Genomic DNA, 14,766 nt, shown 5'->3' with positions numbered 1-14,766 from the left:
TTTTTTTCACAATGTAGTCAGTATATCATAATACTGAATTTTCATACAATTACAACTGAATATCTCTTCAGTTACAAATTCTCTTGAAATTCCCAAAAACTTGAAACAAAAAAGATTGGAGACGAAAATTCGTCCAATCTTTTTACTCAGCGTCTACACGCTCGAGCTCTGCATGAAGTTCAGTCGAGTTTGCCCAAATCTCAGGGCGATGTTCTTGTAAGAAGTTCGCTAAAACGTCGCGGGACGGAGCGTCCATCATGTCGATTAAAATCCGACCCTTTAACGATTTATCCATTTGATTAACGTGATACGGTAATAATTTATAACCCCGTCTCGCTTCCACGTCAACTAACATGTCACATGCCGCGACACCGCCATAATAAAAGCCTTCCGGTTTTCGACCGACCGTCACCCACACGATCCAATACGGTTTCCCGTTCGGTACCGCTTCCGGGTCCGTCAAAAACTTAATCCGTTTCTCGATGGCAGACTTGGCGTGCATCGCTCCCATATCGATTGTTGCAACGCCTTCTTCGACATCGATGATGACCGGAGACATGTTATTTAAACTAAGCGAACCGACACCAAAACCACCGTGTCCGTCCGTCGCATCGTCTGAAATAATATTAAAATTAATGTCTTTCATGTTCCACCCTCCCTCTCTACTGTACACAATGATATAGGATGGTGGCAATCCTGAGTCACACCCACTCGATTTGAAAGCGTCCCCCTGGACCGATCTGTTGGATTAATGAACGATCTTCTTCAATGATCCTTCCGATGACATTGACGCGCTCATCTGCCGGCAAATCCCGCTTCGTTATTTGCAGTTCCCCTGCATAACGACCGTAACGTTCATTGTCGATCGTGATACTGCCGAGCACTCGTTCTTCTGTATCTCGCGGTTGAATCAAATGGTCCCCAGGTCGTCCATACGCTCTCGATTCGACCGAACGGATGACGTCCCGGCCTGGGTCCATCCGATTCGTGTGACTGGTTGGAACCGAATCATCATGATTTCGTGTGGTCGCTCGAAGAACGATGACGCCATCGTCGTACTCCCGAAACTGTCGCATCGTCTGATTGGATATACATGGATCTCCAATCAAGATTCGATCGACCCTCGCTTGTAAATCGATATAACACGAAAACGGAGATTGGTGGCGGTGCATCTCGAGTGTCGGTAATGTCTCATGAAGGGGGCCACGTAACCGTTCATCTCCAGGGATGAATGCTTGTACCCGTATTCCTTGCGCATGTAACCAGTCGTTTCTTTCATCAAACCAAGAACGCTCGAGTCCTGTTTCCGGACGGGGATAAAAGTTATGCCACGCTTCGACATGCTCACGTCGTAGCCCTTGTCGTAGCATCTCTTCAAGCTCTGCTTCCGTGAGCGTACTCGCATTGAGGGCGACCATCATATGTCGTGATAAATCCGCCACTTGTTTCGGTGTGACACCATAGTCAACACGTAACCCGGTGACACCCCACTCCAACAGCGCATGAGCATCATCCCAAGTCTTACCGAGTGCCTGTAGAGACGATGGAGCGATATCCGCCACGAGTTCCATCTTTAGACGACTTGCCAACGCACCTAATTGCTGAAGTCGTTCCGTATAAGTTGTCGGATCGTCTTCAGGAATATGGAGCGACGTGAAGATGCTCGTAAACCCTGCCTCTCGCATGCGTTCCATCCAAGCCATCGAATCAAGTGTCAGTTCATCGCCTAAGTACACTGAAATCCCTCTCATATGAATCCACCTTTCCAAAAGTAGAGAAAAAGATGACTCGACTGGAGCCATCTTTTTTTATTAAATCCCGTCTGCCATCTCTTCTTTGAAACCGAAGAAATAAGTAAACAGGAAGCCTGCCGTATATGAAATCAATAGTCCGGCAATGTACGTCAAATACATGCCATTATCAATCAATGGTGTGAGCGATAGACCGGAAACACCAACCCCGAGCGCCGCTGTCTTCATTGTCGCTTGGAAGGCACCACCGACCGCGGCCCCGAGACACGCTGTCAAGAAAGGCCGTCCGAGCGGAAGCGTGACACCATACAGGAGCGGTTCCCCGATTCCAAGGAAACCTACCGGAATGGCCCCTTTGATAATATTGCGAAGGCGTGGGTTGCGCGTCTTCACAAAGATTGCAAGCGCTGCACCGACTTGCCCCGCCCCGGCCATCGCCAAGATTGGGAGAAGGGCCGTTGTTCCGACCGTGTTCAGCAGTTCCAAATGGATTGGCGTCAAACCGTGATGCAATCCGACCATGACAAGCGGTAAGAAGAATCCGGCCAAGAGTGCCCCTGCGACAGGTCCCCCGAATTCAAGCGTCGCATTGATTCCTCGCATGATACCGTCTGACAATACGCCAGCGACCGGCATTATTGCATATAAAGCAGTAAATCCAACGATCAAGACTGTAAAGAGTGGTGTGAAAATAATATCAATGGATACCGGCATGAAGCGACGAATGTGCTTCTCGATATACGTCATGAGCCAACCGGCAAAAATAACACCGAATAATCCCCCACGCCCGACGACGAGCGGCTCCCCATAAATGACGATGTCCGCGAGAAGCGGGTTGAACAGGATCCCCCCGGCAATCGCCCCGAGTACCGGCGTTCCTCCAAACTCTTTTGCCGTGTTCCAACCGACAAGGATGGCTAAGTACGCGAAGACCGTGCTACCGAGCACGAGTAGAATCTGCATCCATGTCTCCGTCCGGTCGACGCCGGCGTTGACGGCAAAGTTCGCTGCCCCGTTAATGATCCCCGATGCGACAAGTCCCGGAATGAGCGGAATGAAGATATTCCCGAGGCGACGAAGAAATCGTTTGAACGGTGACTTTTGTTTTTCTTTCACCTTCTTGCGTTCGATTGCCGCACGCTCCTCTAACGTCAGGTTCGCATCAACCGACTCTTCCCCGATTGCGAGCCCTGTCTCATGACTCATATAATCCGCGACCCGATTCACAGTACCTGGGCCGACGACGATTTGCAGCGTCTCATCATTGATGACACCCATGACCCCGTCAATCTTTTTCAATGCGTCAATGTCTGCCTTCGTTCCATCTTTCAGCGTCAGTCGAACACGTGTCATACAATGCGCGAGTTGACGGATGTTCTCTTTCCCCCCGACATGTGCGAGGATATCCCGTGCTAAAACCTCTTCTTTCTTCATCTCGATTTCCCCCTTATAGCGCCTCGCGGACGAATCCGTTCGCGCGCTCTAATCGTTTGACAGCCTCCTCATAAGAGACGTCCGCTAAAATCATGACAATCGCCGTTTTGACGTGCCCCTTGGATGAAGCAAAATAACGCGCGGCCATTTCCATGTCGACCCCTGTCGCTTCTGCAATCATCCGCTTGGCACGCACTTCTAGCTTTTCATTCGTCGGTTGCACATCAACCATCAAGTTTTGATACACTTTCCCTACTCCAATCATCGACGTCGTCGAAATCATGTTGAGGACAAGTTTCTGTGCTGTTCCCGCCTTCAATCTCGTTGAACCGGTCAGTACTTCCGGTCCCGTTTCCACTTCAATCGGGTAATCCGCATGTCGACTGATGACTGCATCGCGATTACATGAAATTGAAGCTGTTGTGGCACCGAGTTCTCGTGCGTAATCGAGACCTCCGACCACATATGGCGTTCGACCGCTCGCTGCAATCCCAACGACTGTATCCTCTGCCGTCAAATGAAGCGCTTTCAAATCTGTGACCGCCAATTCCTTACTGTCTTCTGCTCCCTCAACGGCTTGAATGAGCGCGCGTTCGCCGCCGGCAATCAGTCCGATGACTTGATTGGGTGATACTCCAAAAGTTGGCACACACTCCGCTGCGTCTAAAATCCCTAAACGTCCACTCGTGCCCGCACCGATATAAATCAGGCGACCGCCTTTACGAAAGGATGCGATGACTCGCTCCACGACTTTTGTGATGACCGGAAGTTGCTCTTGAATCACTTGAGGAACTTTATGATCCTCTGCATTCATAATCGCCAATCGTTCCTCAATCGACATCTCGTCCAGGTGCATCGTTCGTTCATTCCGTCTTTCTGTAGCCAGTTTATCTAGCATCGCCACCATCCTTTCTTCTCTATGATTTCATCGTACTATATTGAAATTTAAAGTCAATTTATAATTTAATTTTTATGAAATTTAATTTCAAATAAACTTTAAAGAAAAACTCACTCTGAACGAATGAGTCGTTTTTTCAAGACGTGCACACGTGTTCCTTTATTCGTGATCGAATCCTTCTCATACACGTATCCGTTTCGCTCCCAAAATCGGCGAGCTCTAACATTATGAGGAAGCACGCCTAACCGAAACTCCATTTGATACGGGCGCATATATTGGTCTTCCAATTGTTCATACAACGTTTGCGCCAAACCTGTCCCATGGAGAGATTCTTCGACAACGAACAAACCAAGCCAAAGCGAGCCATCGATCGGATGTTTTTTTAAGAGGTCGGCGATTGCCACGATTCGCTCTTCTTCACGAAAAATCAGGCTAATGGTACCTTCTTCTTCAAAATCTGCCACGTTCTCGTCACGAAACATCTCGACTGTCTGTTCATTCAATCTTGCGAATGTGCGCTGGTCCATCAAAAAGCGTTGCAATTCTTGACGATCTTCAGCCGTATAAGGTTGAATCATCGGCGTAGTTTCACCATCTCATCACGGGCTTCTGCGTACCGATCAATCAACCCTTCTCCCTTCCGGTGGAGGAGTCCCATATATAACGTATCGACAATCGTCAATTGTGTCATCCGTGAGGCGATGCTCGCGATTCGGAAGTCGCTCTCGACGTTCGGTGTACAGAGTCGAACGTCCGCTTCTCGGTAAAGCGGTGATTTGTCGAGGTTAGTGATGGCGATGACCGGAACACGTTTCTTTTTCGCAAATCGGACGAGCTCGAGCACATCTTTCGTTCGTCCTGACGTGCTGATTGCGACGAATACATCAGACTTTCCTAAATGCGGGATCAGCGACAACATATAATGAAAATCGGGAGAGGTCGTGGCCGCATATCCCAGCTTCGTAAACTTATATTGCGCATCGATTGCCGCAGTCGAAGACCCCCCGACCCCGTAAAAGATGACGCGGTTCGCGCGAGCGAACAGGTCCACTGCATGTTCAAGTTCTCGTTTATCCATCGCTTCGGCGCACGCCTCGATTGCCGCCTTGTTCACATGGATGACTTTTTGGAACGAGTCATACGGCGTGTCTTTTTGCTGGAGGACGTTAAAGTCCGTCAGCGTCGTCTCCGTGACAGCCAAGTCTTTCACGAGCGCGAGCTTGAACGCTTTAAAACTATCAATTCCGACGACTCGAGCGAAGCGAACGATACTCGCCTCGGATACATCCGTCTTTTGCGCAAGCTCTTTTGTCGTCATGTTTGGAATGAGTGTTGAATGGGACAAAATATAGTCGGCGATCTTCTTTTCGACCGCTGTCATATCCTCTTTCGCTAAATCAATTTTCGTAAGTAAGGATTCCATTTGGTCATCCCCTTCCTGCAACTGTTGTTCTTTTATGATAGCGGATTCCTTCCACATATTCCAATCACCTAAAAAGATCGAGCAGGCGCCCGATCTATAAGTTGTTCGTATTGAACGTGTCGCCACCTTGAATCGATCCGTTCTCAAACCCTCTCTCGAACCACCGCATGCGTTGTTCCGACGTCCCATGCGTGAACGAGTCTGGTGTCACATATCCACGTGCCTGACGCTGCAGCGTGTCATCGCCAATCTGATGCGCGGCATTCATCGCTTCTTCCACGTCTCCCGCTTCAAGATACCCTAACCCTTGCGCGTGATGGGCCCATACGCCCGCATAGTAATCTGCCTGCAACTCGAAGCGTACGAGATAGCGATTGAATTCGGTCTCGCTCATCTCGTTACGAAGCGGCATGATTTCTTCTGTCGTCCCGAGAAGCGTTTGGACATGATGCCCGACCTCATGGGCGACAACATAAGCCATCGCGAAATCCCCTGGTGCATTGAAACGTTGACTCAATTCATCATAAAAACTCAAATCGATATACAGTTTTTGGTCGCCGGGACAATAGAACGGACCCACAGCGGAGCCGGCAATACCACAAGCGGATTCAACCTGTCCGGAAAATAGGACGAGCGTCGGCTCTTCATAGGTCATCCCATTTTCAGCGAAGATGTCTGTCCACACTTCTTCCGTATCCTTTAAGACAACCGCTACGAAATCTGCCATCTCCTCTTCACGAGCCGTTCCGGTATACGTCCCCTCCGATTGAGGTTCCCCGAGTCCGATATTGTTGACGAGATCGGTCGGGCTTCCCCCGTTCAATAATGTAAAGACGATGACGAGTATCAACCCAAGACCGCCTCCGACCCCGGCAATCCCTTTCCCTCCGATGCTACGCCCACGTCGATCCTCGACGTTCCGGCTCTGTTGTCTTCCTTTCCACTTCATCCCGATTCCTCCTACATTCGCTCTGTCTTGTTTATTACCCCAAATCCGGTAAAAGTGAGCTCATGTTTCGAGGTAGATGAGAATTTTCTTTTCTAGAGGAAGGGGATTCTCTACAATGAAAGAGACTTCAGCAAAGGAGGAATGACCATGCCTTATGTAACTGTAAAAATGCTCCCGGGCCGTACCGTGGAACAAAAACGCGCGTTGATTGAAAAAGTGACGGATGCCGTCTCCGAAACGACGAATGCGCCAAAAGAAAACATCACCGTCTTCATCGAAGAGATGGATGCGACACATTACGGACAAGCCGGTGTAATGCACGCAGATAAGAAGTAAGTGACGAACGGACTCCTGATATGGAGTCCGTTTTTTGTTCTAGTCTTCTCGGTTCACGTCGAACCGTTCACTCGGTACGGTCGGCTTAATCAAGTGACGTGTCGCTCGCCAGATGTGGTAGCCGATACGGTCGAGCCAGAGCAATACTTGTACTTTTTGTATCGTCTGGTCCATCTCCAACTGATTCGCCGCCGTTTCTTCTAGCAGCTCCGAGCGATGTGCTTTTCGATATTCCGCCAGTTGTTTTGAGGCCTGTTTCCACAGCTTCGAATCCTCTGGTGGCGTATGATGATTCAGTTGATTCACAAGGTCAAGCTCATGCAATACGAGTTCTCGTGCCGCTAAAAAGTCGGTGTCCCGAAGTGCGTGGACCGGTTCGACTTCTCGCAAGACATATAACCAGCGTTCCAGATGATCGATCGTATGCAAGAGGGATAGATGTTGGCCATAATCATTTTGCTTTCCTTCATCTTCAAGACGTATCGTGCTCAAAAAGACACGGACATCGCTCAACGTCTTGTCGACGAGCGTCAATTCATCTTCACGAAGACGTCCCTCTCGGACAAGCAATTCCGTCTCATTTCCTAAATATCGTTCGATTTCAAGTAAAGAGCGTCGTGCCGCTTCAAGAGCGACCGTAGGGAGTTGTGACATGTTTTTATCGAGCAGATGTGTCAATTTTTCGGAGCGACTCGGAATCCACTTCAGTAATCGCCGTGCGAACGTTTGATAAAATGGTAGGAATAAGATCACACCTAGTAGATGGAATGTCGTATGGAATAAGGCGAGACGTAATAAGTCGTTCCAGTTGAACCAATCGGCTACTCGATTGACGACCTCGAAGAGAACAGGGAACGTCAGCCATCCAATGAGGACGATTGACACGTGGTAGATGGCATGCCCCAATACAATGCGTCGGGCTGACTTCCAGCCTCCGATTGAACCGAGTGCCACGACGAGGCTCGTCCCCGCACTTTGACCAAGCACCAAATAAGCGGCTTGCGGGAGTGAAATCGCCGCCGTCGCGAGAGCCGTCATCGTTAGCACGAGTCCAATCGTCGATGACTGAAGGACGGCGGTCATCATAAATCCGATTCCAATCAGAAGTGCCTGATGCAGAACGGTCATCTCACCGGCCGAGCCAAACGAGAACGTGACGACATCCCGCATCGCTTCTTGAAGTGTCCCAATCCCAACAAAGATCAACCCGATACTGACGAGCAACAGTCCCACACGGCGAAGGCGCGGACTGGATAGACGAAACGCCATCCCGATTCCAATGATCGGCAAAAACAACTGGCGCACGTCTAAGTTATAGCCGAGGATGGCAATGATCCATCCCGTCGTCGCGCTGCCTACGTTTGCGCCAATTACGAGAGGTAACGATTGCGTGAACGTGAGAAGCCCCGCGCTCACAAACCCAATCGTCATCAGTGTCGTCACCGAGGAAGATTGAAACAGGGTCGTCAGCATTGCGCCGAGAGTCGCCCCTGACAAAGAGCCGTCGGTGAATTGATTCAACCGATGACGCAATCGTGTACCAGCCCATTTTTTGAGCGTATCTGTCAGTAACGTCATCCCGAGTAAAAAAATCCCGATTCCACCAATCAGTGTCGCAATCTCCATCGTGTCACGCCCCTTTGCGTGTTTAATCGTCCTTCAATGTCGATAAAATCCACGATTTTTCATTCGCATAATCTTTTAAATTCAACAACACATCTTCCGGATAATAAATTTTTTCATCCGATTGTCTCGAGTTCAAAATCGACTGGACGAGCATCGAGACCTCTGAAATCTCTTTTCGCTCCCCGTCATTCATCTGTAGATAAATCCCCTCGTATTTGCCTTGTCCTTTATATAAATCGTATGGCAATTGACTCAATTGATCTTCAAGCAGATAGTATGTTGGTGGAAGCCCGATCGTCTCCATCGTCTGTCGCAAGCGCTCCATATAACGGACACGATTCGCTTCCGGGAAGTTCTTATATTTTAATAATCGGCGATTCACGAATCGACTCGCCAAATCGGCTAGAATCGCGTCGTCTTCTTCCATCCATTCTTGGAAATAGAAGTAGACGACCGTCTCATCCAATTTCAAATATTGTTCGAGTGACATACCGGTGCGTTCAAAGATCGGCAAAAAGTGTTTCGGCGTCATGTTAAACTCATAGCCACTCTCATAGAGCTCCTGTGCCCGCTCAAGAATCGCTTTCAAGAGGAGATCGCTCGACCGTGTCGCCGGATGAAGGTACACTTGCCAATACATTTGATAGCGACGCATAATATAGTCTTCAATCGTATGCATCCCAGACTGCTTGACCACGACTTGGTCTTCATCCGGACGCAAGACGCGCAACATGCGTTCTAAATCAAACTTTCCATAACTGACACCCGCAAAGTGAGCGTCGCGTAACAAATAGTCCATCCGGTCGACATCAAGCTGTGAGCTGAGCATATTGACAATCAAGCGATTCGGATGCGTCTTATTGATGATGGAGGCCACTTCTTCGGCAAACCCGACACCCATCTCAGATAAAACCCTATTTACTTCGGTTTCCCCTAAAATGATGCGCTCCGTCCACACTTCATGACGAACGGAAAAGACGTGCTCGAACGCGTGCGAGAATGGACCGTGTCCGACATCGTGCAAGAGCGCTGCTGCCAACAGTAGTTCACGGTCGCGGTCGTCCCATTCCGGATACTGTTGGAACTGATCGATTAACTGGCGTGCGATTTCATATACGCCGAGCGAGTGATGAAATCGCGTGTGCTCCGCGCCATGAAATGTCAAAAAAGACGTTCCAAGTTGTTTGATACGACGCAAACGCTGAAATTCTTTCGTATTGATCAACTCCCAAATGAGGTGATCGTAAACATAAATATATCGATGTACCGGATCCTTAAATACTTTCGATCCAGATAGTTGTCCTCGAGACGAGTACATGACATGCCCTCCTACGTTTCGTTATGTTCTAGATTCGACTTCAAACGAATCGTTCCCTCCATGCTATAATGAGGAGGAAAATTTTTTGTGAAAAGGAATTAATGAATATGATCCATCCATTATTACGACAACCGAGCTATCGCATCATCGATCAGTCGAGTCTTGGCACGATGTTTCAAGCGGAACAATCGTTTGCGACCGATGATACGTTATGTGCGTCAACGCAAGAACGAGGTGCCGTCTTGCGGGCATGGGTGCACACCGATACGATTGTACTCGGAATCCAGGATGCTCGGCTGCCTCATTTGAAAGAGGGAATTCGTTACTTACATGAACATGGATTCCGTCCCGTCGTCCGAAACTCAGGCGGTTTAGCCGTGGTGCTAGACGATGACGTCCTCAACCTTTCTTTAATTTTACCAGAGAAGGACGGGATTCAAATCGACAGCGGCTATGAGGCTATGACCTCGCTCATCCAACACATGTTCCAAGACGTCACGAATGACATCGTCCCAGGTGAAGTCGTCGGCTCATACTGTCCTGGAAGTTTCGACTTGTCGATCGACGGCAAAAAGTTCGCTGGGATTTCGCAACGACGCGTCCGTGGCGGTGTCGCCGTTCAAATTTACTTGAGCGTAAGACAGAGCGGGAGCGCACGTGCTGAAATCATCCGTGACTTTTACAACCTTGCCATTCAAGGAGAAGTGACAAAGTTCACGTACCCTACCATTGTACCGGAAACGATGGCTTCGCTTGAAGACTTGCTTGGAATCCCGCTTACCGTGCAAGATGTCCTCACTCGAGCCTACCGCGTTCTTTCCACTGTCAGTTCGCTCCAAAACGCGACACTGACGGCAGACGAGCAAACAATGTTCTCAAGTCAGCTCGAACGCATGTGGAAACGGAATGAACCGTTACGCGACATTGAACAACAACTAACAGAGGAGTGATTCATCCAATGTTTAAACTGATCACAGACACCGGGGCCGATTTGACACACGATCAAATCATCGAATACGGTCTTGAGATTTTACCGCTCGGTGTCATCATCGACAACGAAGAATTTTTAGACGGTGAGACGATTCAACCAAAAGAAGTATACGAAGCGATGCGGCATGGCAAGACGCCAAAGACGTTCCAAATCGAGGCGTCACGAATCGAACACTGCTTCCGTCAGCATCTCGAGGCTGGAATCCCGTTCTTATATCTCGCTTTCTCCGGAGAACTCTCCGGTACATACCAAACCGCTGTCATGGTCGGCGAAATGTTGAAAGAGGAATATCCAGACAGTACATTCACGGTTCTCGATACACGGACCGCCTCTGTCGGACAGGCATTGTTCGTCAAAACGGTCGCAGCGTATAGTCAAGACCATACGTATGAAGAAACGGTCGAGTATGCCACTTCGCTCGTCGGCAAAGTCCGCCACTTGTTCACGGTCGAATCGCTCGAATATTTGATGCGGGGCGGACGTGTCTCGAAGGCGAGTGCTTTCATCGGAGACTTGTTGACGATTTTACCGTTATTGACGGTCGAGGACGGCAAGCTCGTCCCGATTGAAAAGGTGCGTGGTCATAAAAAGGTCATGCGCCGGATGGTCGAATGGACAGTCGAATCGAAGTCGATCGTCGAGAACGGAGACCTCTTCATCGGTCATGGTGACGACCTAGAAAAAGCCGAACAGTTCGAGAAGATGGTCCGCGAACATCTCGAACCGAAGCACATCACGAAGACACTGGTCGGGTCTGCCATCGGTGCCCACACCGGTCCCGGTCTACTCGTCATCGCCTATTTCGAGGCATGAAAAAATGAGCTCTCCCGATTTTCGGGCGAGCTCATTTTCGTTTAGCGATTCCAGTTTTTAAATCCATCACCGAACTGCGCGTAATTTTCGTCTTGGAATACACCGTCCACAAATTTCGGTACATCTACCGGCAACTTCCCTTGTGGCTTCACTTCACCGAAGATGGCACGAATGCCTGCCGGTAAGTTCGGACCAGCCGACTTCAAGTTGCCCGCCTCCGAATCTGGACCGTTCGGATCGCCTTTGAATCCATAGATTAAGAGATGTGCGGGGGCATCCGGTTGAACGGCAATGTCGTATGGGTTGCGCAAACTGAGTAAAACCGATTGTTTCCCTGTCTCATTTGCATAACGGAACACTTCGGCCGGTACATAATGATCAGCTGATGTCGGTTTTAATTTCGCGCTGTTGTTCACGTTCGAACCGACGATGATATAGTCAGCCGCCTCAACTTGTTGCCGTAGTGCCGGATTTTGATCTAGATGCGGCGTTGATGCTGAGTAGTTGGCCGTGATGACGTTCACGTCTTTCATATTCCCTGCATTCTTTTCTAGTGACTTGATTGTTTTCACCATGCTATCCGTTTGGTCTTTCGCTGGCGACAAGACGAGCACCGTGTCTCCTTTTTTCGGTTTGAATGGGAGCGTCTTCTTCTCGTTCTTCACGAGAGTGACTGCCGCCTCCGCGATTTCACGTTCCTTCGCTTTATGCTCAGCGCTCCCTACCGTCGCATTCGCTTCTGCGAGCTTCATCTCGAGCGTCGTGGAGTCCGTCGTTTCTCCCCAAATTCCACGCTCTGCTTTCAGTTTTAAAATGCGTTCCACTGATTCATCGATGGTCGCCTCCGATAAACGTCCATCCTTCACTGCCGCAATGACTTCCTCAAAGATTGCTTCGAGTTTGATCACATCTGCTTCCGAGCGTAAAATCGTCGGCATGAGCGCGATGTCGACCCCTGCTTCGAACGTCTTGATGACCGCCTCTGCTTCCGTAAAATTGTCTGCGATGGCTTGCATGTTGAGTGCGTCGGTCACCACGATTCCTTCATATCCAAGTTCCTCACGAAGCACTCCCGTGATGACATCATCCGAAAGCGTCGCCGGGAGTGGGAACGTGCCGCGTTCTGATTCGACGACCTCGTCCTCGATTTGTGGCATCCCGATATGCGCCGTCATGATCATGTCGATTCCTTCTGTGATGGCACGTTTGAACGGTAACAACTCGAGACCACGCAACTCGTCGAGTGATTTATCGACAACCGGTAACCCATAATGCGAGTCGACGGCCGTATCGCCATGACCTGGGAAATGTTTCGCCGTTGCTGCAACACCTTGGTCTTGAATACCTTGTGTCATCGCGGAACCGAGTTCCCCGACTAGTTCAGGGTCGCTCGAGAACGAACGGACGCCGATGACCGGATTCCCCGGATTGTTGTTGACGTCAAGTACCGGTCCGAAGTTCACGTTTACCCCGAGTGCGTTCAATTCAGAACCGATGATTTTCCCTGCATCATAGGCATATTGACTGTTACGTGTGGCCCCGAGTGCCATATTCCCCGGTAAATTCGTTCCCGTCCCAAGTCGTGTCACAATCCCACCTTCTTGGTCGATCGTGACGAATAACGGGACATCATTGCTGGCATCTTGTTTCACGACTTCTTGCAAATCATGAACGAGTTTCGTCGTCTGTTCCGTTTCCTTCACGTTCTCCGCAAACAATATCACTCCACCGAGATCGAAACGATCGATGACACGCGCCACTTCCGGTGCAAGAGATGTATGGTTCGCCCCGTTCCATAATCGGAAGTCCGGCATGATCATCTGCCCGATTTTTTGTTCGAGCGTCATCGACTCTAGCTTCGTGTTGACGCGCTGGTCAATCGACATCGTCGGCGTCCCTTCCGCCACGACCGCGTCTGCTGCTGGAACCGACGAGACGAGCAATGCCGTCGTCAATCCGAGTGTTGCCGTCCAATTCAGTGCCTTGTTCATGTTCCCACTCCCCTTAGTCAAATTTGGCTGACCCCCAAACGAAAAGGCATGGAGGAAGAAGCGTTGCCTCATCAACGCTCGTTCACCCCATGCCTGATCGCATCAGTTACATTTGGTCCTTATTCAGGTGGTCAACAACAGTATAGCAACTCCACTTTTTAGAAACAATTGTTCAAGTGAAAGCGTAACCATTTTGAAACAATGTTTCTGTTTTGATACACAGTGAACTGTATTGGCAAAACCAATAATTTCTGTGGTTCGTTTTTGATTCGTTTTTTGGTAAACTCAATTCGATACAGGTTAACTTTCAAAAAGGGGGAAATTATTGTGGCAAGAGGGGAACTGAAACGTAAGCCGGAATGGTTAAAGATTAAATTAAACACGAATGATACGTATACCGGCCTAAAGAAGATGATGCGCGAGAAAAATTTACATACGGTATGTGAGGAAGCGAAATGTCCGAACATTCATGAATGTTGGGCGGTACGTCGGACCGCGACCTTCATGATTCTTGGAAGTATCTGTACACGTGCTTGCCGTTTTTGTGCCGTCACGACTGGGAAACCGAACGAGCTCGATTGGGAAGAGCCAAAGCGTGTCGCCGAATCGGTTCGACTTATGAACTTGAAACACGTCGTCATCACGGCTGTCGCGCGTGACGACTTGAACGATTACGGGGCTACTGTCTTCGCAGAAACGGTTCGCGCGGTTCGCGCCATGAACCCGGAGACATCGATTGAGGTGCTCCCGTCAGACATGATGGGTGACTTCTCTGCCTTGCAGACGTTGATCGATGCGGGTCCTGACATCATGAACCATAACTTAGAGACAGTCCGTCGCCTCACACCGAGAGTCCGTGCGAAAGCAACATATGACCGCACGCTCGAGTTCTTGAAGCGTTCGAAAGAATTGAACCCGGATATCCCGACGAAGTCATCGATCATGGTTGGGCTTGGGGAGACGAAAGAGGAATTGATTGAAGCGATGGATGACCTCCGCGCGCACAACGTCGACATCTTAACGCTCGGTCAATACTTGCAGCCGACGAAGAAACACCTCGAGGTGGAACGTTACTACCATCCGGACGAGTTCGCCGAGTTGAAAGAGATTGCTCTATCAAAAGGATTCTCACATTGTGAGGCAGGTCCACTCGTCCGTTCGTCATACCACGCGGATGAACAAGTACACAAGGCGCGTCGCCACACGATGTTGCCAATCGACTAACAGAAAGAAGAG

14 protein-coding genes are annotated in these 14,766 nt (G+C 49.5%); 4 read left to right on the top strand and 10 right to left on the bottom strand.

Annotation, left to right across the window (positions count from 1 at the left end; genetic code table 11):
- Positions 1 to 142: 142 nt before the first annotated feature.
- The 7 genes from KNO79_RS01065 to ypfJ all read right to left on the bottom strand — a co-directional run bounded on the left by KNO79_RS01065 (position 143) and on the right by ypfJ (position 6,455).
- Positions 143 to 646 carry a YwhD family protein gene (locus tag KNO79_RS01065; RefSeq protein WP_031422148.1) on the bottom strand — a complete coding sequence of 168 codons (504 nt, stop codon included), beginning with the start codon at positions 644 to 646 and terminating at the stop codon, positions 143 to 145.
- 55 nt (positions 647 to 701) lie between these two features.
- Positions 702 to 1,751, bottom strand: a complete 1,050-nt coding sequence (locus KNO79_RS01060; RefSeq protein WP_214690416.1) for a DUF871 domain-containing protein — start codon at positions 1,749 to 1,751, stop codon at positions 702 to 704.
- 60 nt (positions 1,752 to 1,811) lie between these two features.
- Positions 1,812 to 3,185, bottom strand: a complete 1,374-nt coding sequence (locus KNO79_RS01055) for a PTS transporter subunit EIIC (RefSeq protein WP_031422144.1) — start codon at positions 3,183 to 3,185, stop codon at positions 1,812 to 1,814.
- 13 nt (positions 3,186 to 3,198) lie between these two features.
- On the bottom strand, positions 3,199 to 4,092 hold the full coding sequence (murQ, locus tag KNO79_RS01050; protein ID WP_035387829.1) for an N-acetylmuramic acid 6-phosphate etherase: 894 nt from the start codon (positions 4,090 to 4,092) through the stop codon (positions 3,199 to 3,201).
- Positions 4,093 to 4,193: 101 nt separating this feature from the next.
- Positions 4,194 to 4,661 carry a GNAT family N-acetyltransferase gene (locus tag KNO79_RS01045; protein WP_214690415.1) on the bottom strand — a complete coding sequence of 156 codons (468 nt, stop codon included), beginning with the start codon at positions 4,659 to 4,661 and terminating at the stop codon, positions 4,194 to 4,196.
- Complete coding sequence (locus KNO79_RS01040) at positions 4,658 to 5,506, bottom strand: MurR/RpiR family transcriptional regulator (RefSeq protein ID WP_031422140.1); 849 nt, start codon at positions 5,504 to 5,506, stop codon at positions 4,658 to 4,660. The genes KNO79_RS01045 and KNO79_RS01040 overlap by 4 nt, the downstream gene beginning before the upstream one ends.
- 94 nt (positions 5,507 to 5,600) lie before the next feature.
- Entirely contained in the window at positions 5,601 to 6,455 is an 855-nt protein-coding gene (gene ypfJ, locus KNO79_RS01035; RefSeq protein ID WP_031422139.1) for a KPN_02809 family neutral zinc metallopeptidase, read from the bottom strand.
- A 147-nt stretch (positions 6,456 to 6,602) separates the two neighbouring features.
- Between ypfJ and KNO79_RS01030 the strand changes: the two genes are divergently transcribed.
- Positions 6,603 to 6,791 (top strand): 2-hydroxymuconate tautomerase, encoded by a 189-nt coding sequence (locus KNO79_RS01030; RefSeq protein WP_012727443.1) that lies wholly within the window; start codon positions 6,603 to 6,605, stop codon positions 6,789 to 6,791.
- 39 nt (positions 6,792 to 6,830) lie between these two features.
- On the opposite strand, the gene KNO79_RS01025 is transcribed toward KNO79_RS01030, so the two are convergent.
- Positions 6,831 to 8,417 (bottom strand): Na/Pi cotransporter family protein, encoded by a 1,587-nt coding sequence (locus tag KNO79_RS01025; RefSeq protein ID WP_214690414.1) that lies wholly within the window; start codon positions 8,415 to 8,417, stop codon positions 6,831 to 6,833.
- A 22-nt stretch (positions 8,418 to 8,439) separates the two neighbouring features.
- Complete coding sequence (locus KNO79_RS01020; RefSeq protein WP_159563019.1) at positions 8,440 to 9,735, bottom strand: HD domain-containing protein; 1,296 nt, start codon at positions 9,733 to 9,735, stop codon at positions 8,440 to 8,442.
- Between the two features lie 101 nt (positions 9,736 to 9,836).
- Here KNO79_RS01020 and KNO79_RS01015 point away from each other — a divergent pair, with 101 nt between their 5' ends.
- Together KNO79_RS01015 and KNO79_RS01010 are read left to right on the top strand one after the other, a co-directional pair.
- The gene (locus tag KNO79_RS01015; protein ID WP_159563020.1) at positions 9,837 to 10,685 is read left to right on the top strand and encodes a lipoate--protein ligase family protein; all 849 of its coding nucleotides are present in this window, start codon (positions 9,837 to 9,839) and stop codon (positions 10,683 to 10,685) included.
- Between the two features lie 8 nt (positions 10,686 to 10,693).
- Complete coding sequence (locus tag KNO79_RS01010) at positions 10,694 to 11,539, top strand: DegV family protein (protein ID WP_159563021.1); 846 nt, start codon at positions 10,694 to 10,696, stop codon at positions 11,537 to 11,539.
- 41 nt (positions 11,540 to 11,580) lie between these two features.
- On the opposite strand, the gene KNO79_RS01005 is transcribed toward KNO79_RS01010, so the two are convergent.
- The gene (locus tag KNO79_RS01005; protein ID WP_214690413.1) at positions 11,581 to 13,530 is read right to left on the bottom strand and encodes a glycoside hydrolase family 3 protein; all 1,950 of its coding nucleotides are present in this window, start codon (positions 13,528 to 13,530) and stop codon (positions 11,581 to 11,583) included.
- A 288-nt stretch (positions 13,531 to 13,818) separates the two neighbouring features.
- On the opposite strand from KNO79_RS01005, the gene lipA reads away from it, so the two are divergent.
- A complete protein-coding gene (gene lipA / locus KNO79_RS01000; protein WP_324292278.1) occupies positions 13,819 to 14,754 on the top strand; it encodes a lipoyl synthase in 936 nt (311 codons plus the stop codon).
- Positions 14,755 to 14,766 lie beyond the last annotated feature (12 nt).

This window comes from Exiguobacterium sp. s43 (assembly GCF_018617255.1).
GTDB lineage: Bacteria > Bacillota > Bacilli > Exiguobacteriales > Exiguobacteriaceae > Exiguobacterium > Exiguobacterium profundum.
This window is presented reverse-complemented; position numbering and strand designations above follow the sequence as displayed.

What these genes read in the sequence shown, in the direction of transcription:
- KNO79_RS01065 (WP_031422148.1), bottom strand. Translation starts at nt 646, where the DNA reads ATGAAAGACATTAATTTTAATATTATTTCAGACGATGCGACGGACGGA.
- KNO79_RS01060 (WP_214690416.1), bottom strand. Translation starts at nt 1,751, where the DNA reads ATGAGAGGGATTTCAGTGTACTTAGGCGATGAACTGACACTTGATTCG.
- KNO79_RS01055 (WP_031422144.1), bottom strand. Translation starts at nt 3,185, where the DNA reads ATGAAGAAAGAAGAGGTTTTAGCACGGGATATCCTCGCACATGTCGGG.
- murQ (WP_035387829.1), bottom strand. Translation starts at nt 4,092, where the DNA reads ATGGTGGCGATGCTAGATAAACTGGCTACAGAAAGACGGAATGAACGA.
- KNO79_RS01045 (WP_214690415.1), bottom strand. Translation starts at nt 4,661, where the DNA reads ATGATTCAACCTTATACGGCTGAAGATCGTCAAGAATTGCAACGCTTT.
- KNO79_RS01040 (WP_031422140.1), bottom strand. Translation starts at nt 5,506, where the DNA reads ATGGAATCCTTACTTACGAAAATTGATTTAGCGAAAGAGGATATGACA.
- ypfJ (WP_031422139.1), bottom strand. Translation starts at nt 6,455, where the DNA reads ATGAAGTGGAAAGGAAGACAACAGAGCCGGAACGTCGAGGATCGACGT.
- KNO79_RS01030 (WP_012727443.1), top strand. Translation starts at nt 6,603, where the DNA reads ATGCCTTATGTAACTGTAAAAATGCTCCCGGGCCGTACCGTGGAACAA.
- KNO79_RS01025 (WP_214690414.1), bottom strand. Translation starts at nt 8,417, where the DNA reads ATGGAGATTGCGACACTGATTGGTGGAATCGGGATTTTTTTACTCGGG.
- KNO79_RS01020 (WP_159563019.1), bottom strand. Translation starts at nt 9,735, where the DNA reads ATGTACTCGTCTCGAGGACAACTATCTGGATCGAAAGTATTTAAGGAT.
- KNO79_RS01015 (WP_159563020.1), top strand. Translation starts at nt 9,837, where the DNA reads ATGAATATGATCCATCCATTATTACGACAACCGAGCTATCGCATCATC.
- KNO79_RS01010 (WP_159563021.1), top strand. Translation starts at nt 10,694, where the DNA reads ATGTTTAAACTGATCACAGACACCGGGGCCGATTTGACACACGATCAA.
- KNO79_RS01005 (WP_214690413.1), bottom strand. Translation starts at nt 13,530, where the DNA reads ATGAACAAGGCACTGAATTGGACGGCAACACTCGGATTGACGACGGCA.